This is a genomic window from Halobacillus sp. Marseille-P3879 (assembly GCF_900240285.1).
GTDB lineage: Bacteria > Bacillota > Bacilli > Bacillales > Halobacillaceae > Halobacillus_A.
In genome coordinates, this window is sequence record NZ_OESS01000001.1 from 1,048,065 (window position 1) to 1,068,071 (window position 20,007).

Consider the following 20,007-nt stretch of genomic DNA (forward strand, 5'->3'; position numbering starts at 1 on the left):
AGGTTGGGAGAAAACTGAATAAAGCATAAAATAACCCGAACGATTTTATTGAAATCAGTTCGGATTATTTATGTGCCAGGAAAGGAGTTTTACCATCGCTCCGTCAAAACAACCCACTTTTTCGTGGACACGGCCTAAGTTTCCTTGAAAAGCAAAGTGCACTTTCCTGCGGGCTCTTCGCCTCACGCTGTCCCCGCAGGAGTCTACGCAAATGTCCTGCGTTTATATTATTCAATGACTGCTTTCGTGTATCACTACACCGATGCTCATCAGTTTGTGGGTAAGATGTTTGATGAACAATTCAATTCGATTTGTTTTTTGAGTTTGTATGAAACGTTTTCAAGCATGCTACAATAGTAACAAAGTGAATGGGGAAGGACGAGGCAGATGTTCGAATTATTTCTCCCAATGCTGGAGCGGCTCGGAATAATTGTAACGGTTGCTTTCATCATTACGAGGTTCCGGTTCTTTCGGGAACTCATCGACCGTAAGTCTTTGAATCCTGCACAGCACGCGATGGCAATAGGATTCTTCGGGTTATTCGGCATTATTGGTACATACACAGGAATTACTTATGATACAAGCTCTCTGGAGTTTGGAAGGTGGGCGATGGACTTAGTAGAGAGTGAAGCGATCGCTAACTCGAGGGTGATCGGAATCGTAGCAGCCGGTCTTTTCGGGGGGTACCGAATTGGAATCGGTGCGGGGCTGATCGCAGGCATTCATCGCTTCTCGCTTGGAGGCTTTACCGGAGCGGCTTGTGGCATTTCTGCTGTTGTCGCAGGTATATTAGCGGGATTTTTCCATAAAAAAGATAAACCGTTGAAGCTAAAGACAGCTTTATTGATCGGCGGACTTGCTGAGACGGTTCAGATGGGCATTATATTAGCCGTTTCCCAGCCATTCCCACGCGCGTGGAGCCTTGTTCAGGATATCGGACTGCCTATGATTATTGCAAATGGCGTAGGGTCTGCCCTCTTTTTGCTCATTATCCGTAACGTTTTAAATGAGGAAGAAAAGGCTGGCGCTCTGCAAGCTCAGAAAGCATTGAAACTCGCAGAGTCGACGGTCGCTTACTTACGAAAAGGATTAACGAAGGGTTCTGCCTATAAAGCCTGCCAGATTATCTATAGCGAAGTGGGCGTGAGTGCTATTTCGATGACGGATCAAGAAAAGATTCTAGCCCATGTCGGACAGGCAGACGATCACCACAAGGCAGGAGAAAACATTCAGACGAACGCGACGAGAGAAGTAATCCAGCAGGGAACGCTGATTGTCGCCAATTATGAAGATATCAATTGCAGCCACTCGAATTGTCCACTTGGAGCCGCTGTGATTGCTCCATTAAAGAAAAGGCATGAGGTTGTCGGCACGCTGAAATTCTATGTGCGCTCTGAGAAAGAAATATCCAATGTGCTTCTAGAGCTGATTCAAGGTTTAAGCGCATTGCTTGGCCAGCAGCTTGAAATTGCAGAAGCAGAGAAAGCGCAGGAGTTGGCAAGAGAAGCAGAGGTTAAAGCACTGCAGGCTCAAGTTAATCCGCATTTTTTATTCAATTCACTCAATGTCATTGTGTCTTTAACCCGTACGGAGCCTGACCGTGCCCGCTCTCTGCTGATTGCCTTATCAAAGTTTTTCCGGCAGAATCTTGGAGCAACAACAAAGACGTGGACATCGCTTGAAGAAGAATTAAAGCATGTGAAAGCATACCTGTTGATTGAAGAAACACGGTTTGTCGACAAATTACGAATAAATTACGAGGTCGATGATTCCGCTCTTTCTGTAAAAATTGCCCCTCTTACGCTGCAGCCGCTTGTCGAGAATTGTATTAAGCATGGAATCAAAGATAAGGAAGAAAACTGTGAAATTACAATTCAAGTTCGGGATCATGGTGATATGGTTCAAATCACAGTCATAGATAACGGCAGCGGGATGACATCTGAACGGCTCGCATTGCTTGGGGAAGAAGAAGTTCACTCCGAAAAAGGCACAGGTCTTGGGCTTATGAACGTCAATAAACGACTGGAACATATGCATGGAGAGAAGTCGAAGCTCCAAATTGAAAGTAAGCTCGGCGAAGGTACGACGATTTCATTTGTTATTCCTCACAAGGAAAAGGAGGTATCTGCGTGATGGGTTCGATTAAAGCACTGATTGTCGATGATGAACGTTTCAGCAGGGAAGAATTCATTTATTTGCTCAAGGCATATGATTCCATACAAATTGTAGGAGAAGCAGATTCTGGAGAAGCAGCGATTATGAAAGCGATCCAGCTGCAGCCCGATGTGATTTTCTTAGATGTAGAAATGCCGAGAATGAATGGAATGGAGGTTGCTAAATCTCTTCAGGAACTGAAAAAAGTACCGGCCATCGTCTTTGCCACCGCTTATCCAGATTTTGCCGTGGAAGCTTTTCGCCATGAAGCGGTCGATTATTTGTTAAAGCCGTTTGATGAGGAACAGCTTGGGGATGCGATTGCCCGGTTAGAGAAAAAGCTGAATCCGGTAGAAAGCCCGGTGTCTCGCCCGTCCAAGCTGGCTGTTGAGGGAGAGGAAGAGATCCACTACCTTAATCCTTTGGATATCATGTATGTGTACCGGGAAGACCGTCTTACGAAAATCGTTGGAAAAGCCCACGTGTACGAAACGAAGTGGACATTAAAGGAAGTGGAAGAGCGTTTGAAAGGATTTTCCTTCTTCCGTATTCATAAAAGTTATCTCGTGAATCTCAATTATGTAGATCGTTTAATTCCCTGGTTCAACGGGGCCTATCAGCTGGAACTTAGAGGCAGAGACGATAAACTGTCTGTCAGCCGTAACTATGTCAAGGATTTAAGAAAGCAGCTTGAATTGTAAAACCGTCCGTTTTTTCTGAGGCCACTGAAAAATCCCTTTCTGCTTTTAAAGTTTGTTGTTGCTTCTCACTAATCGCTTATCGGTGGGTGCTTGCCGCGGGCACGGCCTCAGCTGACTTGGGCAAGAAGGTATTGGTCCTTGAGTTCGTCATAAACGAAGGAAAAGTCTATACCACTTCCATCGCCAACGTCTAAAAGACAAAAATCTTTTAGATCTTCTGTTTGGAAAAACCGTGGAGGCCGCTCTTGAAAAAGTTGTGATTCAGAAGAACATATCGATCAATTCACCTTTCAAAACAGTGATACATTTAAAGAAAGGGGATGGAACAATATAAGATTGAAGAAAAAACAGCGAATTTAAATCACAGACACGGATATGAGGCCGCCTCATCTTCGGGTCTCGAAGGTATGCGCATTCAGGGTGCGATGGCGATTTTCGCGGCAAATGTAAAACGAAGCGGTCTGTATGGAAACTAAATTACACGCAGACCGCTTTTTTAGAAAGCTACTTTTACTTTTCCAAGACCTTCAGTTTTCAGTGGCCTCGTTTTTGAGGGGGGTTTTTTTGCATGTTAGTTTAATAAATCGACATGTTAGACAAAATCCGTCAAATGTAAGCGTTATTTTGTTACATTTAGTGTAAGCGATTACAAAGATTCGAAGGAGGAAGCTGTTGTGATTACGTTTCTTGTGAGTATTGCACTTTTAATTATTGGTTATTTTACGTACGGCAAATACGTTGAGAAGACGTTCGGAGTTAATACAGAACGCCAAACGCCTGCTTATACGAATGGCGATGGCGTCGATTACCTGCCGATGGGGGAAAAGAGAAATTCATTAATCCAGTTATTAAATATAGCCGGGGTAGGACCGATCTTTGGTCCGATTCTCGGAGCTCTTTATGGTCCCGTAGCCTTTCTATGGATTGTATTTGGCTGTATCTTCGCCGGAGCGGTTCACGATTATTTAACGGGAATGATTTCGATTCGTAACCGAGGCGCCCACTTACCTGAGCTTGCCGGCAAGTTTTTAGGAAAAGTAATGAAACATGTGGTGAATGCTTTTGCGATTTTACTGCTTGTGCTTGTAGGGACAGTATTTGTTACAGCACCTGCAGATCTGCTTCACAATATGACGAGCAGCTGGCTGAGCCTGCCGATAATTATAGCTGCTATATTTGCTTATTATTTGCTGGCTACCATGCTGCCAATTGATAAAATTATTGGACGTTTCTACCCGGTTTTTGGGGCCCTGCTTTTAATCAGCGCGCTTGGCGTTGGAGCTACTCTTGTTATTACAGGAGCACCGATTCCGGAGCTTTCTATGACAAATATGCACCCGGATAATGCACCTATTTTTCCACTGTTATTCTTAACAATTTCCTGTGGGGCGCTATCTGGATTCCACGCGACGCAGACGCCGATTATCTCTAGAACAACGCAGAAAGAAAAACAAGGCCGCCGCATTTTCTACGGCATGATGATTGCTGAGGGAATTATCGCCATGATCTGGGCGGCAGCTGCCATGAGTGTATTCAACGGTTCAGCCGGTCTTAATGAAGTACTTGCCAACGGAGGCCCTGCCGCTGTCGTTAGTGAAGTTTCCATAGCTATGCTGGGAGCTGTTGGGGGAACTCTTGCCGTTCTTGGTGTTATCGTTCTTCCGATTACTTCAGGAGATACAGCCTTCCGAAGTGCACGTATGATCATTGCTGATTATATTAAGGTTTCTCAAAAGAAAATTGGCAGCCGTATCTGGATCGCCCTGCCGCTGTTTGTGATTTCCTTCGTGCTGACACGAATTGATTTCACTTTACTATGGAGATATTTCTCCTGGGCGAACCAGTCCACCGCTGTGATCGCCCTATGGGTTGGTGCGATGTACTTGTTCTTATCAAGAAAAAATTACTTTATCGCTGCGATTCCGGCAACCTTTATGACCATGGCTACATTCACCTATATTCTAAACGCGCCGATCGGATTCGGCCTGCCGATGAACGCAGCATATATTGCAGCTGCCATTATTACCGTTATCATCGTAACCGCCTTCTTTATAGCAGCACGCCGCGGCTTGAAACAGAATATTCCGCTTGAAGAAGAGCTTAAGCCGACAGCCTGATGGGATGCTGCAGTCCGAACTATCAGAAGCAGGTGGAGCAACAGGAAGAAGAGGTTAATCAGTCGCAGAATGTAACAGTTCCATTCTGGATGAAGGTTATTAGTTTAACGGTTGTACTCCTTACGCTTGTCTATTATTGGTTATGATCATGTCCTCCATCAGTTCACCAGCTGATGGAGGACATTTTTATTGAAAAACCTGGATTTTACGAGCCTAGAAGTTTCTTTCTATAGGCAAGTGGAGTCACATTCATTCGCTTACGGAACTTATTAATAAAATAACTCGAACTATTAAATCCTACTTCATAGGCAATTTCCGTCATGGTGTAGTCAGACTTCTGAAGAAGGACTAAACTTTTTTGGATCCGATAGTCGGTTACATAATCTAATGCTGTTTTTCCTAGCATTTTTTTGAAATATCTACAACATTCAGATCGGCTTAATTGCCCGGCTTGTGCAATATCGTCCAACATAATTTTTTCGTCATAGTGCATATTTATATAGTTTATCATCTGCTTTATCCGGCTTTGTTTTATGGCTTCTCCTTCGTCATACTCTAATGGCAGACCATTTAGAATAAGCTCCTTCCACATTTGGTTAATCAGCATAAACACATCAAGCTCAAAGTGTGCAGGTTCTTCTTGCATCAACAGCTGAATGTTCAGGATAGAATTCAAGATGTTGTTCTGCCAGGGTTGCTTTGTTCCTATAAATAGATAGGGCAAATTCGTCGCTTTGATATATGGGAATACGTAGGTTGTGTACAGTTCGTCTGGCAGTAGAAAATGAGGAGCAATGTTTAAACATATATAGACGCAGCCGTTTTGTCGACTTTCTTCAGCCATGTGCAGCCGGCTGCTATTTATAAACAATCCCTCACCCTCTTTGACTGCAATTTTTTCTTCATTTATTTGAAAAGTTCCTTCTCCGCTTGTTACATAGATGAATTGTATTTCCTCGTGCCAGTGAAGGGGAATATAACCATTTACATTGTTGGAAATGGTCGTTTCATAACAGGCTGCTGGTAATTCAACAGTGCGGTGGTTTTTAAGTTCTTTTAATCTCCGATCAAGCTGAAAATCTCTTATCTGCAAATGACCACCTCAATATCGTTATATTTTTATATTCGATTTAACTATTAAACTCGCTGATATTCATATATTATAACACTATCGTTATATTGTTGAGGTGTTTTGCAATGATCAAAAGGCATACTAGAAATAAAGGACTGCTTCTCGTGATCACCGGAGCTATCTTTTGGGGTGTAGGGGGAACGGTTTCTCAAAAACTATTTCAGGATTACTCTATTAACGTTAATTGGCTGGTCACCGTTCGGTTGATCTTAGCGGGTGCTTTACTGTTGACTGTTCAGTGCTTTAGGAAAGATTACATTCACATTACTACTATTTGGAGAAACAAAAAGGCAGCTGGTCAGATGATTATTTTTGGATTGTTTGGGATGCTGGCGGTTCAATATACTTATATGGCTTCCATTCATCATGGGAATGCTGCAGTGGCTACTCTTTTACAATATCTGGCCCCGGTTATGATTATTGTTTACTTACTTCTCCGCAAACAGACGATTTTCACTAAACAGGATACAATAACGGTTACCCTTGCTTTACTTGGTACTTTTTTATTACTTACGAACGGATCCGTTGCAGAATTATCGGTTCCCGTTATCTCGATTTTTTGGGGGATATTATCAGGCGCTGCTTTAGCTTTTTATACCCTATATGCGATTCCTTTACTTAAAGAATTCGATTCCCTTGTTGTTGTGGGGTGGGCCATGGTTATCGGAGGAACGGCATTAAGTTTTATCCACCCTCCCTGGCATGTGGACTTTTCAAACTTCACAGCGGAAATTTATCTATATTTAATATTTGTCGTCGTTTTTGGCACAATGTTGGCGTTTTGGTTTTACATTGAAAGTCTCCAATACCTCAAACCTAAAGAAACAAGTTTAATTGGTAACTTAGAACCTCTATCTGCTGTGTTAACTATGGTGATCTGGTTAAATGAGCCGTTTGGACATTATCAATGGCTGGGCATGGCTTGTATTATGGGTATGACTCTATTACTAGCCTTAAATAAGAAAGCTGCGTATGAAAACAAGTAGAGATAAAACACATCCATAGTTGCTGGTACTGATGGTAACCATAAGGATCTTTGTAACTTCTATAAGAAATTAGTAGAGATGCAGGAAAACAGGTATATTTTTTAGGTGCTCCGCCTAAAATGAAACTATGAATCCTATTTATATAACGAATAGAGGGAGAGATTCGATGAAGACTGCGGAGTATACATTAGCCGATACAGGATTACACTTGAGTAAACAAGAGATTCAGCAGCTGACATATGAAGAGGAATACTGGTTTCTCAACGAAAAATTTGTTCAGGCTATGAAAAATGTAGAGGCTTATTATCTGTCTCAATCGAAAGACACCGATGATCTCTATCGTCCTTATATAACCTCTAAATCTACCTTAGTTTAAAACGTACTTCCTCCGAAACAGCTTTTTGGATCGGAGGCTTTTTTGTGAGAAAAACAGGCTGTGACGTTAAATCATTCCTCATAATGTAGAAACAGTCTTCCTTTTCTATCATGTTATAATGAAGTCACTATATAAGGCCTTCAATGAGGTGGACAAATGAATTTAAAAGACAGAGCCCATAAATATGAGTACAAGCTGAATGACACTGACGATCAAATTATCGACTATATATTAGCGAATCAATCGACAGTCATTGAAACGTCGATTCAATCACTCGCCAAATCTTTATACACTGTACCTAACACGATTACCCGTCTCTCAAAGAAACTCGGGTATGATGGCTTTTCTCAGTTGAAAAACAGCCTAAAGGAAGAGCAGGCTGTACAAGAGGAGAATGCCGCTCAGTTTAATATTCGAAAGACAGTAGATCTTTTAGATGATGAAATGCTCACTAAAATTGCAAAGAAAGTGAAGCAGTCTGGCCACGTATACCTCTTTGGAGTGGGTGATACGGCACCATTTTGTGAAATAATGTCGACCCATTTTAAAATCGGAGGGATGACATCGGAGTTTTTTCTTCACCGTCATGATGCGGTGTACGCGATTAATCATGCGAATAAACAGGATATGTTGTTCTTAATCAGCATGTCAGGAGAAACGGAGCAGATCATCGAAATCGCGGAGCTCGCTAAGGAAAAGGGGATTTCAATCGTTTCTCTCACTCACTTTTCCAGCAATTCATTAGAAAAAATGGCGGATTATCGATTCTTTTTTTATTCTCCTAAACGGATGATGGAGAACTACAACATTTCCGATAAGACACCGGTCATGCTTGCTCTGCAGCATTTTTCGAATATTTTCTGGGAAACCACTTGATGTGTATAAATACACATTTCAGGTGGTTTATTTTTATAAGCTCGTGTACTTTTCATAATAAAAGAAAGCGTTTACTTGTATTGTGTTACATTGGTTGCAAATGAAAGGAACATTGGAGGGGAGGAAAAGAAAGTGAAATTACAAAGCTTAACTTCAACGAATTTAATCAGCACTGAACAGGCTTTTTCAACAAAAGAAGAAGCCATTCGATATTTAGTGGATCAATTGGATCAGCAAGGTATGCTTCGTTCAGCAGATGAATTTTACCAATCGGTGATGGAACGCGAAGCGATGTCAGCTACTGGAATGGAAGGCGGCCTTGCAATTCCGCATGGCAAGTCATCAGCTGTTAAGCAGGCTGCTTTCGCGGCTGCCACATTGAAGACGCCGATTGAGGACTGGGAAAGCGTCGATGAGAATAACAAAGTGGAGCTTGTCATGCTGCTTGCGATTCCAGAGGATGAAGCGGGATCCACGCACTTGAATTTATTAGCTGAATTAATGACGCGTATGGCCGACCCTGCTTATAAAGATAAACTGATGGCCGCGAAAACGAGTGAACAGTTTTACGAGGCGCTCGACCACGAGGAAGCTTCAGAAGCGTCAGTCGAGAAGGCAGATAAACTGCTTCTAGCCGTCACCGCGTGTCCAGCAGGCATAGCCCATACGTACATGGCAGCGGAAGCGTTAGTCCGCGCCGGGAAAGAACTTAATGCGGAGGTCAAGGTAGAGAAGCAAGGTTCTAACGGGATTGAAGACCGCCACTCGAAAAAAGATATCAAGAGGGCAGATGCAGTCATCTTTGCAGCAGACGTTGCCGTAAAAGATCAGGACAGATTCTCCGGACTGCCGAGGGTTACGACGTCGGTTGCTGCTCCTTTAAAAAACGCAAAAGGCATTATCGAGGATGCGATTAAGAAATCGAGAGATCCCCAGTCCCGTGAAGAAACTGAGGATCTTCCAGAAGAAGAGGAGCAAGAGGAGAAATCTTTCAAATCCGAAATTAAAGATTCGATTATGACAGGAATCTCATATATCATCCCTGTTATTGTTGCCGGGGGAATGACGCTCGCGTTTACGGTTTTAATTTCGCAGGCATTCGGCTTGCAGGAGCTGTATGAACAGGAAGGGTCATGGCTCTGGCTGTTCCGCCAGTTAGGCGGCGAAATGCTCGGAACGCTGATGATTCCGATTTTGTCTGCGTACATGGCGTATTCCATTGGTGATAAACCGGCCCTCGGACCAGGGTTTGCAGCCGGAATTGCTGCTAACTTGATTGAAAGCGGCTTCTTAGGCGGGATGCTTGGTGGTTTCCTCGCTGGTTATATTATTAAATTTTTAAAGAAACACGTTCAAACATCAGGCACGTTCGCTGGATTCGTCAGCTTCTGGCTGTATCCAGTCGCAGGGACGCTTTCGGTCGGCGCGATCATGCTGTTCGTCATCGGAGAACCGTTAGCCTTTTTAAACAATGGATTGATCAACTGGCTCGAAGGTTTGTCCGGCGGAAATGCAATTTTACTCGGCGCGATTATTGGTGCGATGGTTTCCTTTGACCTTGGAGGTCCCGTCAACAAAGCCGCCTACACGTTCTGTATCGGGGCGATGGCGAGCGGCAACATTATGCCTTACGCTGCGTTCGCTTCTGTGAAAATGGTATCTGCATTTGCCGTAACAGGTGCAACGATTGTAGCGAGAAATTTATATACGAAGCCAGAACAGGAAGTAGGTAAACAAACGTGGCTGCTTGGTTTAGCCGGCATTACTGAAGGCGCTATTCCGTTTATGATCAATGATCCGCTGCGTGTCATTCCATCCTTGATCGCTGGATCTGCTGTGACCGGGGGGATCGTCGCTTACTTTGGTATCGGATTAAACGTACCGGGTGCAGGTATTTTCTCCCTGGCGCTGGTAAAAGGACAGCCGATTTTCTTAGCTGCCAGCATATGGCTCGGCTCAGCACTGATAGGGGCCTTTATTTCCATGGTACTGCTCATTGTTTCTAGAAAAAACAAACTGAAGAGACAGAAAACAGATATCGAAACTGAAGAACAAACACAAATGAAAACAGCTGTGAATTAAAGGAAGGGATTCGAGATGAAACAAGTCCACGTTGTACCCCACATGCACTGGGATCGGGAGTGGTATTTCTCTACAGAAGAATCGAGAATTTTACTCGTTAATAATATGGAAGAAATCATGGAGCGGCTCGAAAATGATCCTGACTATCCTTACTATGTACTTGATGGTCAGACTTCGATTTTAGAAGATTATTTTGCCGTAAAGCCGGAAGCGAAGGAACGGGTGAGAAATCTCGTTCAAGCCGGTAAGCTGATCATCGGGCCATGGTATACACAGACTGATGAAATGGTCGTCGGCAGTGAGTCAATTGTCCGCAATCTGCTTTACGGCATCAAAGACAGCAAGGAATTCGGACAGCCGATGATGATCGGCTATCTGCCGGATTCTTTCGGGCAATCGGCACAGATGCCTCATATTTTAAATGGATTTGATATTAAGTATACGATTTTCTGGCGCGGCACCTCTGAGCGCCATGGCACCGACAAAACAGAATTCTACTGGCAGACAGAGGACGGTTCTCGCGTCCTCGTCCAGCTTTTGCCGCTCGGCTACGCGATCGGAAAGTATCTGCCACAGGAAGAGGATGCGTTAAAGGAGCGTATGGAAAAGTATTTTCCTGTTTTAGAGCGCGGCACTACGACGGATCATCTAGTGCTGCCGAATGGACATGATCAGATGCCGATTCAGAAGGATATTTTTGAGGTAATGCAAAAGCTGAAAGAGCTTTATCCGGACCGGGAGTTTTTCCTGAGTAATTATGAAAAAGTGTTTGAGGAAGTGGAGAAGCAGGACGATCTAGCTGTTCTCGAAGGTGAATTTCTAGACGGGAAATACATGCGTGTACACCGCAGCATTTACTCCACACGGATGGATATTAAAGCTGCCAACGCACGCGTAGAAAATAAACTCACCAACGTACTCGAACCACTCGCTTCAATGGCGTATGACCTTGGCTTTGAGTACCACCATGGTCTGATCGAATTAATCTGGAAGGAGATGATGAAAAATCATGCCCACGACAGCATCGGTTGCTGCTGCTCAGACAAAGTCCACCGCGAAATAGCCGGACGTTTGTTTCTGGCCGAAGAAAAAACGGATCAGCTGATCGACTTTTATAAGCGGAAAATCGTGGACGCCATTGAAACGAAGGAAGATTCGGACCGCCTGACGCTGTTTAACTTCCTCCCATATCAACGTGAGGAAGTCGTAACGACCGAGCTGATTACAAAGTATAAAGGGTTTACGCTCGTTGATGCAGGTGGGGAAGAAGTAGATTACGATATTCTTCATGCAGAAGAGATTGATCCCGGGTTGATTGACCGTCAGATCGTTCATTACGGGAACTATGATCCTTTTATTAAATATGAAATTCAGCTGAAGGAAACACTGCCGCCTATGGGGTATACGACCTTTTTCGTCAAAGAGGCAGAAGAGAAGACAGCTGGAAGTCAAAGCGTCAACTCTGTTGAAACCGACTACTATCAGGTGGATGTGAACGAAAACGGGACTCTAAAAATCTATGATAAACAACTGGACCAGTCGTTTGATCAGGTGCTTCTGCTTGAAAATGGAGGCGATGATGGGGATGAATATGATTATTCCCCGCTAGAAGGAGAAGAACTGATTTACAGCGATAAAGTGAAAGCCAGCGTATCGATGAAGCAGAACTCCTATGCCGCTCACATTGACATCTCCTATTCCTTACGAGTTCCAGCCCATTTAGAAGCCCGGAAAGCTGGAGAGCATAACAGCAAGGTGGATGTTCACTTCAAGGTTCATATGGATCATCATAAACCATTAATTAAGGTAGAATGCGAACTTCATAACGAAGCCAAAGACCATCGCCTCCGTGCCTGTATCCCAACAGGCTTGAGTGCAAGCTTTTCTATTGCTGATAACCAATTTGGTCACGTTAAAAGAAAAGTAGTAGATTCAGCGATGGATGTCTGGGAAGAGGAGAAGTGGAGCGAACGCCCTGATGCTATTTATCCGATGTTAAGCTACGTTGGTTTATCCAGCGAAGACTACGGCCTTAGCGTGTTCACAAACAGCACGAGAGAATACGAGATTGTTGGGGATGAGTTTGATACGATTGCGATCACATTATTTCGAAGCGTCGGTTATTTAGGCAAAGCCGACATGCTGAGAAGACCTGGACGTCCATCAGGAATTAAAATGCCGACGCCAGACTCGCAGATGATCGGTACACTAAAACTTGAGTTCGCTTTATATCTTCACAAAGGAGACACGCTTGAAGCGAACGCAGCCAAAGCAGCAAAAGACTACCTTACACCAGTGGAAACCTATAATAAAATCCCACACAACGCGATGAAACTGAATGAGTCCAGTGTAAAAACCCCGCTGCGCTATCAGCTGGTGGAGGAGATCGAGAATTCGGAAGCTGTTTTAAGCACGCTGAAAAAAGCAGAGCATGAAGAAGCTTTGGTCCTACGAGCATTTAACGCGAAAGAGCATGCAATCGAAGCAGGATATCGGTTGAATGATAAGGTAAGCGAAGTATGGCAGACAAACATGAATGAAGTCCGTGAACTAGAACTTGAATTAAACCGTTTTCCGATGAAGGTCAATCATTCAAAAAGTATAATAATCAAAAAATAAAGGCAAGCATTCCAATACCCCTGCGGAATTGGAGTGCTTCTTTTTATAGGACGGAAGTTCTTATGATAAAGTAGAAGGAAGAATCTACATATGTTTATAAAAGGAGCCAATCGATATGGATAGCATTATATTTGACCTGGACGGAACCTTGTGGGATTCCGTTGATACAGTCGCAAGCTCGTGGAACCGTACCATTGCTGGAAACAATCAAGTAGACAGAACTTTAACAAGGGAAGACCTTGAAAGTGTGATGGGACTTCAAATGGATGAAATCAGCCGAAGACTCTTTCCCGATCTGGAAACAGCAGAACGGCAGCAACTGTTAGAGGACTGCTGCAGGATTGAAAATGACGATATTGAAAAAGAAGGAGGCGTCCTTTACGATCATGTGGAAGCGTCCTGAAGCAGCTTTCTAAAAAGTATAAGCTTTTCATTGTCAGCAATTGCCAGGACGGCTATATTGAAGCCTTCTACAAGTATCATAAGCTTGAAAAGTACTTCGATGATTACGAAAATCCGGGAAGAACCGGGCTTTCAAAAGGGGAGAACATTCAGCTGATCATCGACAGAAATAACCTCTCTGCCCCTGTTTATGTAGGGGACACAGAAGGCGATCGGAAGGCTGCGGTATACGCAGGGATTCCATTTGTTTATGCTCAATACGGCTTCGGCCAGGTGAGTGGTTATGATGAAGTGATTGAGAGTTTTGATGAGCTTGTGAAACTTTTTTAATAATGGTTGTAATAAAAGGCGAGTTTTCCCTCTCGCCTTTTATTATATTGTTAACAGATAGAATGATACCTTAAAGATTCTTCACAAGTTTCTCCGGTAAAGTAGTTATATTTGACGAAGTTCAATGTATTCACATTTAAATATTTTTTGATTGCGTAAGCGGCTCCGCCAATCGCACATGCATACTCTCCAAGGTGGGAAAAGCGGATTTCTTCGTAACTGTTCATTTTAGAAATTAACTTTTTCTTAACCTCTCGAATAAATATAGGATTTTCGTTAATAATCGCACCGTTTAATACAATTCGCTGAGGGTTAAAAATATTAACAATATTATTCAAACCTATGCCTAAATAAGTTAGGTAGCGATCTAATTCATAGTTAAAGGTTGTGTCTGTTAACAGGTTTTGAATTGGACGATCTTCAGAACTGGTAAAGTGATTAGCAACTTGTTTCACTAAAGCTTGTTCAGATGCATAAAGTTCCCAGCATCCTTTATTTCCGCACGAACATTGATCACCGTCTGGATGGACAATCATATGCCCGATTTCTCCGGCAAAGCCCTTAAACCCACGGTAAATTCTATAGTTATTTATAATGCCAAGTCCAATTCCAGAATAAAGTGTGATACATAACATGTCAGGGATATTTTCAAAATATACTTGTTCCCCGTAGGCGCTTAAGTTGGCATTGTTATCTATATAAGTAGGTACATCAAGCTTGCTTTTAACCACTTGCTTGATATCTGTATCTGCCCACTTTTCTTTAGGAGTGAAGACAACTCGTCCTTCAATATCAAGGATTCCATGAAAACCAATGCAAATACCAATTAACCCTCGTGGGGTGAAGCTATCATTAAAATACTGTATAAGAGGACGAAGGATCTCAATTACTTCATTAATGATAATTGGTGCTTCAGCCTCAGGGATTTCTAATTTTTTCTTAAAAAAAGGTTTTCCTTTATAATCAATAAAAACAGCTCGAACAATCGTATGATCGATATCTATACCAAGGCTGTAACCGCCTTTTTCATTCATTTCAATTAAGATAGGCTTTCGGCCTGGGGTTAATAGATCACCGACTCTTGTTTCTTGAATAATTCCTGCTTCCAACATGCTGCTCACCTGTGAAGAGACTGTAGCTTTGTTTAATCCTGTCCAGCGAGCAAGTTCACTGCGGGAGAGGGATTTCTCTCGCAGGATGTGTTCGATAATTATTTTCCGATTTAAATTTTTAATATAATAAGCATCTCCAGTATTCATGAACTCCACCTAACTTTGTGGTCATTTTTTGGCTTTAAGAATGTTTAACTTTGTTAAAGTATAAGAACAACTACGACTTCCATCATTGGACGTTGAGGTAATCCAAATTTCTCCAAGCTTAGATTAGTAAAATAGAAGGAAAAGACGTCGATAAACAAAATAAATACAAAATAGTGTTGAAAATAACAGCGCTTACATATAGTATAGTGTTATTAGTTTGGTTAATAAACAAATAAATTAAAATTTTCAGAAAAGGAGTGTTGGTATGGAAATGATTTATTGTTGGTCCGTTTACCCTGGGTTAGTTTAAGCACACCCCTGATATGAGCGGATTTGATTTTACTTATTGTAAGGAACATGCTGGATTTAGAAAGGGCGACTATCCTCAATGTACGTAAATTAACTATTAACCAGAATCCCGGAATATGGCAATACTATATTAATCTTACCATGCAGCTGTCGGGTAGTAGATTTATTCTCATTGCACCTGTATTCTTATTGAAAGCTTAAATGAGGAACGGAGCTTATTTGCTCACAAAATAGTAGATTAAATCTCAGGGATGGAGGTTTTTCGGTATATTCTAGTATTTTAAATCAGCACATAGAAATATTCATAAATTATGACATTTCATTGTCATAATCATTTTTCCTTAAAAATAACAACGTTGTTATAAAGAGGGGATTAAAAGTAGCAGTTGGTAAAAAACATCGATTGTTAGTTTTAAAACTACACAAATAAATATTACAAAGGGTGGATTTTAAATGAAAATAAAAACGTTGTCATTAATTGCGTTGACTTTAATGTTCTTAATGCCGCTTGCCGCATGTACCGGAGATGCAGATTCAGCAGATACCGTAAAGTTGAGACTGGCAGAGAACCAGCCGGATGATTATCCTACTACGATTGGAGATAAAGAGTTTGCTAGATTAGTAGAGGAAAAGACGGAGGGACGATACGAAATCGAAGTGTATTCTGGCGGACAGCTAGGTGATGAAGTGAGTGCAATTGAACAGGTGCAGTTAGGTTCGATCGACTTAGCCCGAGTGAATGCGACTCCGTTGACACAGTTCTCTGACTCCATGGGCGTACTTTCTATGCCGTACCTTTTCGAAGATGAAAATACGAAATGGGAGAAACTAAATGGGGAAGTGGGACAAGAGTTACTAGCAACACTAGATGGCAGCGACCTCGTTGGGTTGGCTTTCTATGATTCAGGAGAACGTAGTTTTTATAACTCTGAACATCCGCTTGAATCACCTGAAGATATGAAAGGATTAAAGATTCGTGTTCAACAGTCTGATTTGGCGATTGATATTGTTGAAGCTCTAGGAGCATCGGCGACCCCAATGGAATACGGCGAGGTTTACTCTTCTATTCAAACAGGTGTAATTGATGGAGCAGAAAACAATTTTCCAAGCTTTTATACATCTAACCACTATGAAGTAGCTGATTATTACACGGTTAACGGATATTCAGGCACGCCAGAGGTATTAATTGGTTCTGAAAAGCTTTGGAATGAGATGAGTGAAGAGGATCAAAAGTTATTTAGAGAAGCCGCGATTGAGTCTGTAGAAGTTCAGCGTGAAGCATGGGCGGAACTGACTGAAGAATCGAAGGAGGCTGTTGAAGAAAATGGTAACGAGCTTATTGAAATAGATGATATTACTCCATGGAGGGAAGCTGTTCAACCGGTTTATGACAAGTATGAGGGAGAATATGGTGAATGGATCGATAAGCTTACGGAATAACAATTTAGGATTTGGGGGTGAGTACCTCTCGCTCCCTCTTTTCCTTAGGGGGATATCTTATGAACCTATTAAAAATGCTTAAACGAAGTCTGGACCGCGTGCTGTTAGTGACTGCCTTAACTCTTCTTGCGGTGATGGTTCTGATTATTGTTGTCCAAGTTTTTTCACGCCAAATTTTCAGCTATACACCATCCTGGTCAGAAGAACTTTCTCGTGTACTCTTTGTGTGGGTGAGTTTCCTTGGAATTGCTTATGGATTTAAGGAAAAACTTCATATTGGGGTGGGGCTGGTGGTTAATATGCTGCCTGAACAAGTTCAGAAAGGTTTTGATTATTTAGCGAAAGTTATCGTTATTGGGTTAGGAATATTTATGATTTATTTTGGATGGCAGTTTACGATGCTGATGGGGTCTTCTACACTGCCTGGTTTAGGACTTCCATCTAGTGTTTTATATGCTTCGATACCTGCTACGGGAATATTCGTGACCTTATATGGTATTGAATTACTATTTAGGAAAGGAATGCACCGGAACTTTGATGGTGTAACGGAGGGGTAAAAATATGGATGTCTTCATTTTAATAGGAAGTTTTGCATTATTGCTTTTGTTTAGAGTACCTATCGCGCTTTCCTTAATTGTTTCTTCTTTAATTACAGGTTTGTACTTACAAATTGAACCTTCGGCAATTATCCAGCGTATGGTTGGCGGTTTAAATTCTTTTTCTTTACTAGCTATTCCTTTTTTTGTTCTTGCTGGGGAAATTATGAATGAAGGTGGGATCTCGCGGCGACTTATTAATTTATCTAATGTGATTATAGGGAAGATTAGAGGCGGGTTAGCAATGGTCAATGTTATGGCCAGTACCTTTTTTGGCGGTATATCAGGCTCAGCGGTAGCCGATACCTCTTCAGTAGGATCGGTTTTAATCCCAATGATGAAGAAAAACGGTTATGATTCAGATTATGCTGTATCAGTGACGGTAACAAGTTCGGCTCAGGGCGTTATGATTCCGCCGAGTCACAACATGATCATTTATTCTACTGCTGCGGGTGGTGTATCAGTAGGAGCCTTGTTTATGGGTGGATTGCTGCCTGGATTACTTCTTGGGATTGTGCTGATGATTTTGACTTATGTAATTGCTATGAAACGAAACTATCCAAAAGGAGAAGCTGTGAAAAAAGAAGATATTCCCCGAATCATTTGGGAAGGTCTCCTCGGCTTATTGACAGCTGTTATCATCATTGGTGGAATTATCACAGGGGTCTTTACAGCAACAGAATCAGCAGCAATTGGAACGCTTTACGCGTTTATAATTACATTTTTTGTATACCGTGATATTCCTCTCCAAAGAATGGGGATCATCCTTCATAGGACCTTTAAGACTTTAGCGATGGTTCTATTTTTAATCGGGGCTTCCTCAGCTTTTGGCTGGCTGCTTACTCTAACAAATGTTCCAATAACTGTATCAGATGCATTGATCGGCATATCTCCAAATAATTTCGTCACCATTCTAATGATCGTTACAATCTTGTTACTCTTAGGTATGATTATGGATATGGCTCCTCTAATTCTGATAGCTACACCAATACTGCTCCCAGTGGCAACTAATATAGGAATGGATCCTGTCCATTTCGGTGTTTTACTTATACTCTGTCTTGCTATTGGACTAGTAACACCACCAGTAGGTACTGTACTGTTTGTAGGTTCGGCAATTGGAAAGCTATCGATTGAAAAGGTTTCGAAAGGAATGCTCCCATTTTATGCTGTGATGGTTGTCGTCTTACTTCTAGTTGCTTATATTCCAAGTCTAACCATGTATCTACCCGAGATATTTGCCGATTAAAAACTATTAGTTCAAAATGCTTTCTTACACAGAGGTTCCTTGCAAAGGGGATCTCTTTTTTAGTTCATTAAATAAGCAGAGGAATTATTAAGTTGAGACCGAAGACTTTATAAGTAGGTTGAAAGAAACCCATTCATAATCAACATCGTCATGATTTAAGATTCTTATTGAGCTTAACTTTATTGAGTAGGTAAATTGACTGAATTATCAGATGATTAGCAGGATATGGTGTAAATTTCAAGAAAATGTTAATATTAAATATTTTCTTGGAGGTATGATTGTGAAAAATAAAAGTATTAAAACAGGTGTAACGGCTGCCCTGACACTGGCACTATTAGCCTCTCCCTCTGTCAGTCCAGTGGCCGCTGAAGGAAGTGGACCCGAAGTGAATGAAAATCAACAGGTTAAAATTGAAAGTTTGACCAGTAACGAGGAACTCGCAAGCTTCTTAAAAAAGATCGATAAGAAATCCGAAAATATCAGTGTAGAAGTCATCGGTCAGTCGATTAAGGGAAGAGACCTTCATCTCGTAAAAGCAGGGAACAATGCGGGTAATCCGACAATTCTTATGCTCACACAGCAGCATGGAAACGAGGCGCTTGTCACTGAATCAGCGATCCAGGTGATGAAGAAGCTGTCTGCCAATGGCAAGGAAGTTAAGGAATGGCTTAATAATGTCAACATTTTGTTTGTGCCCCGGCTAAATCCAGATGGAGCAGCAGGTGATGTCGATTGGGATACATCTCATCTGCAGTTCGGCGGTATGCAGACAAGAAACAATGCAGCAGGCATTAACTTAAACCGCACTCATAACTCTTTATCTCAACCGGAAACTCGTGCCCTCCATGAGAATGTATTACAACAGTACGACATCGATTACGCGATCGATTTTCATCATCAAATTGCTAATCGCGTAACTGAGGATGGTGAGTTAGTATCCGGCGCCCTGCTTTATCCAACGAGTAGTGCTACGGAGGAAGTATTAGAGAAGTCACAAAAGCTGGGAGCTATTGTCTACAATGAAATGGAGTCAAAAGGATACGGTACGTTTGCCCGTTATGGAGAAGGTGGCAGCTTAACGTCAAACGCGCGTAACCACTTCGCGACTTACTACAACATCCCGACTATCCTTTTTGAAAATAGAGGGATGACGGATTCCCCGAATACAACTTCAATTCTCGGGCAGAAGAGTAGTGGTTACTTAGTTAAACAGGGTACAGATGCCATGCTGTCTTCCATTGCTGCGCTTGCTGATGGGTCAATTGAGGATGCAGATGTAAGTGTGTGGGAGACGATGCCTGATCAATACACAGCAGATATTGATAGTGAAGAATAATAGATCGAAAATGAGGCGTCGAGGTTTTGCTTTTTTTGAAACATTT

The 20,007-nt window shown here is 42.1% G+C and carries 16 protein-coding genes and 1 pseudogene; 15 read left to right on the plus strand and 2 right to left on the minus strand.

The features are described 5' to 3' along the window. Positions 1–387 precede the first annotated feature (387 nt). From C1A12_RS05255 to C1A12_RS05265, 4 genes and pseudogenes are all read left to right on the plus strand, one after another. Positions 388–2,133, plus strand: coding sequence for a sensor histidine kinase (locus C1A12_RS05255; RefSeq protein WP_101842781.1), 1,746 nt, complete (start codon positions 388–390; stop codon positions 2,131–2,133). Next, complete coding sequence (locus C1A12_RS05260) at positions 2,133–2,855, plus strand: LytTR family DNA-binding domain-containing protein (protein ID WP_101842782.1); 723 nt, start codon at positions 2,133–2,135, stop codon at positions 2,853–2,855. The genes C1A12_RS05255 and C1A12_RS05260 overlap by 1 nt, the downstream gene beginning before the upstream one ends. 261 nt (positions 2,856–3,116) lie before the next feature. Further along, positions 3,117–3,331, plus strand: a pseudogene (locus C1A12_RS21045) (IS5/IS1182 family transposase); the annotation flags it as partial. Positions 3,332–3,529: 198 nt separating this feature from the next. After that, the gene (locus C1A12_RS05265) at positions 3,530–4,972 is read left to right on the plus strand and encodes a carbon starvation protein A (RefSeq protein WP_101842783.1); all 1,443 of its coding nucleotides are present in this window, start codon (positions 3,530–3,532) and stop codon (positions 4,970–4,972) included. Between the two features lie 205 nt (positions 4,973–5,177). Here C1A12_RS05265 and C1A12_RS05270 read toward each other — a convergent pair whose 3' ends face one another. Beyond that, complete coding sequence (locus C1A12_RS05270) at positions 5,178–6,059, minus strand: AraC family transcriptional regulator (protein WP_235001565.1); 882 nt, start codon at positions 6,057–6,059, stop codon at positions 5,178–5,180. 110 nt (positions 6,060–6,169) lie between these two features. Between C1A12_RS05270 and C1A12_RS05275 the strand changes: the two genes are divergently transcribed. The 7 genes from C1A12_RS05275 to C1A12_RS21595 all read left to right on the plus strand — a co-directional run bounded on the left by C1A12_RS05275 (position 6,170) and on the right by C1A12_RS21595 (position 13,775). Further along, positions 6,170–7,090, plus strand: coding sequence for a DMT family transporter (locus tag C1A12_RS05275; RefSeq protein ID WP_200816549.1), 921 nt, complete (start codon positions 6,170–6,172; stop codon positions 7,088–7,090). A 166-nt stretch (positions 7,091–7,256) separates the two neighbouring features. After that, complete coding sequence (locus tag C1A12_RS05280) at positions 7,257–7,466, plus strand: hypothetical protein (protein ID WP_101842785.1); 210 nt, start codon at positions 7,257–7,259, stop codon at positions 7,464–7,466. A 156-nt stretch (positions 7,467–7,622) separates the two neighbouring features. Then, positions 7,623–8,342, plus strand: a complete 720-nt coding sequence (locus tag C1A12_RS05285; RefSeq protein WP_101842786.1) for a MurR/RpiR family transcriptional regulator — start codon at positions 7,623–7,625, stop codon at positions 8,340–8,342. A gap of 132 nt (positions 8,343–8,474) precedes the next feature. Further along, positions 8,475–10,424, plus strand: coding sequence for a PTS 2-O-a-mannosyl-D-glycerate transporter subunit IIABC (gene mngA, locus C1A12_RS05290; protein ID WP_101842787.1), 1,950 nt, complete (start codon positions 8,475–8,477; stop codon positions 10,422–10,424). A 15-nt stretch (positions 10,425–10,439) separates the two neighbouring features. Beyond that, positions 10,440–13,043: a mannosylglycerate hydrolase gene (gene mngB, locus C1A12_RS05295; protein WP_101842788.1), complete on the plus strand. Its 2,604-nt coding sequence runs from the start codon at positions 10,440–10,442 to the stop codon at positions 13,041–13,043. Positions 13,044–13,158: 115 nt separating this feature from the next. After that, entirely contained in the window at positions 13,159–13,446 is a 288-nt protein-coding gene (locus C1A12_RS21590; RefSeq protein ID WP_306416995.1) for an HAD family hydrolase, read from the plus strand. Positions 13,447–13,475: 29 nt separating this feature from the next. Beyond that, the gene (locus C1A12_RS21595; protein WP_306416999.1) at positions 13,476–13,775 is read left to right on the plus strand and encodes an HAD family hydrolase; all 300 of its coding nucleotides are present in this window, start codon (positions 13,476–13,478) and stop codon (positions 13,773–13,775) included. A gap of 50 nt (positions 13,776–13,825) precedes the next feature. Here C1A12_RS21595 and C1A12_RS05305 read toward each other — a convergent pair whose 3' ends face one another. After that, entirely contained in the window at positions 13,826–15,034 is a 1,209-nt protein-coding gene (locus C1A12_RS05305) for an ROK family transcriptional regulator (protein WP_101842789.1), read from the minus strand. A gap of 762 nt (positions 15,035–15,796) precedes the next feature. Here C1A12_RS05305 and C1A12_RS05310 point away from each other — a divergent pair. From C1A12_RS05310 to C1A12_RS05325, 4 genes are all read left to right on the plus strand, one after another. Beyond that, the gene (locus tag C1A12_RS05310; protein ID WP_101842790.1) at positions 15,797–16,783 is read left to right on the plus strand and encodes a TRAP transporter substrate-binding protein; all 987 of its coding nucleotides are present in this window, start codon (positions 15,797–15,799) and stop codon (positions 16,781–16,783) included. Between the two features lie 59 nt (positions 16,784–16,842). Further along, a complete protein-coding gene (locus C1A12_RS05315; protein ID WP_101842791.1) occupies positions 16,843–17,340 on the plus strand; it encodes a TRAP transporter small permease in 498 nt (165 codons plus the stop codon). A gap of 4 nt (positions 17,341–17,344) precedes the next feature. Beyond that, positions 17,345–18,625 (plus strand): TRAP transporter large permease, encoded by a 1,281-nt coding sequence (locus C1A12_RS05320; protein WP_101842792.1) that lies wholly within the window; start codon positions 17,345–17,347, stop codon positions 18,623–18,625. 280 nt (positions 18,626–18,905) lie between these two features. Continuing rightward, positions 18,906–19,961 carry a M14 family zinc carboxypeptidase gene (locus C1A12_RS05325; protein ID WP_159462143.1) on the plus strand — a complete coding sequence of 352 codons (1,056 nt, stop codon included), beginning with the start codon at positions 18,906–18,908 and terminating at the stop codon, positions 19,959–19,961. The last annotated feature ends 46 nt before the right edge of the window (positions 19,962–20,007 follow it).

What these genes read in the sequence shown, in the direction of transcription:
- C1A12_RS05255 (WP_101842781.1), top strand. Translation starts at nt 388, where the DNA reads ATGTTCGAATTATTTCTCCCAATGCTGGAGCGGCTCGGAATAATTGTA.
- C1A12_RS05260 (WP_101842782.1), top strand. Translation starts at nt 2,133, where the DNA reads ATGGGTTCGATTAAAGCACTGATTGTCGATGATGAACGTTTCAGCAGG.
- C1A12_RS05275 (WP_200816549.1), top strand. Translation starts at nt 6,170, where the DNA reads ATGATCAAAAGGCATACTAGAAATAAAGGACTGCTTCTCGTGATCACC.
- C1A12_RS05280 (WP_101842785.1), top strand. Translation starts at nt 7,257, where the DNA reads ATGAAGACTGCGGAGTATACATTAGCCGATACAGGATTACACTTGAGT.
- C1A12_RS05285 (WP_101842786.1), top strand. Translation starts at nt 7,623, where the DNA reads ATGAATTTAAAAGACAGAGCCCATAAATATGAGTACAAGCTGAATGAC.
- mngB (WP_101842788.1), top strand. Translation starts at nt 10,440, where the DNA reads ATGAAACAAGTCCACGTTGTACCCCACATGCACTGGGATCGGGAGTGG.
- C1A12_RS21590 (WP_306416995.1), top strand. Translation starts at nt 13,159, where the DNA reads ATGGATAGCATTATATTTGACCTGGACGGAACCTTGTGGGATTCCGTT.
- C1A12_RS05305 (WP_101842789.1), bottom strand. Translation starts at nt 15,034, where the DNA reads ATGAATACTGGAGATGCTTATTATATTAAAAATTTAAATCGGAAAATA.
- C1A12_RS05310 (WP_101842790.1), top strand. Translation starts at nt 15,797, where the DNA reads ATGAAAATAAAAACGTTGTCATTAATTGCGTTGACTTTAATGTTCTTA.
- C1A12_RS05315 (WP_101842791.1), top strand. Translation starts at nt 16,843, where the DNA reads ATGAACCTATTAAAAATGCTTAAACGAAGTCTGGACCGCGTGCTGTTA.
- C1A12_RS05320 (WP_101842792.1), top strand. Translation starts at nt 17,345, where the DNA reads ATGGATGTCTTCATTTTAATAGGAAGTTTTGCATTATTGCTTTTGTTT.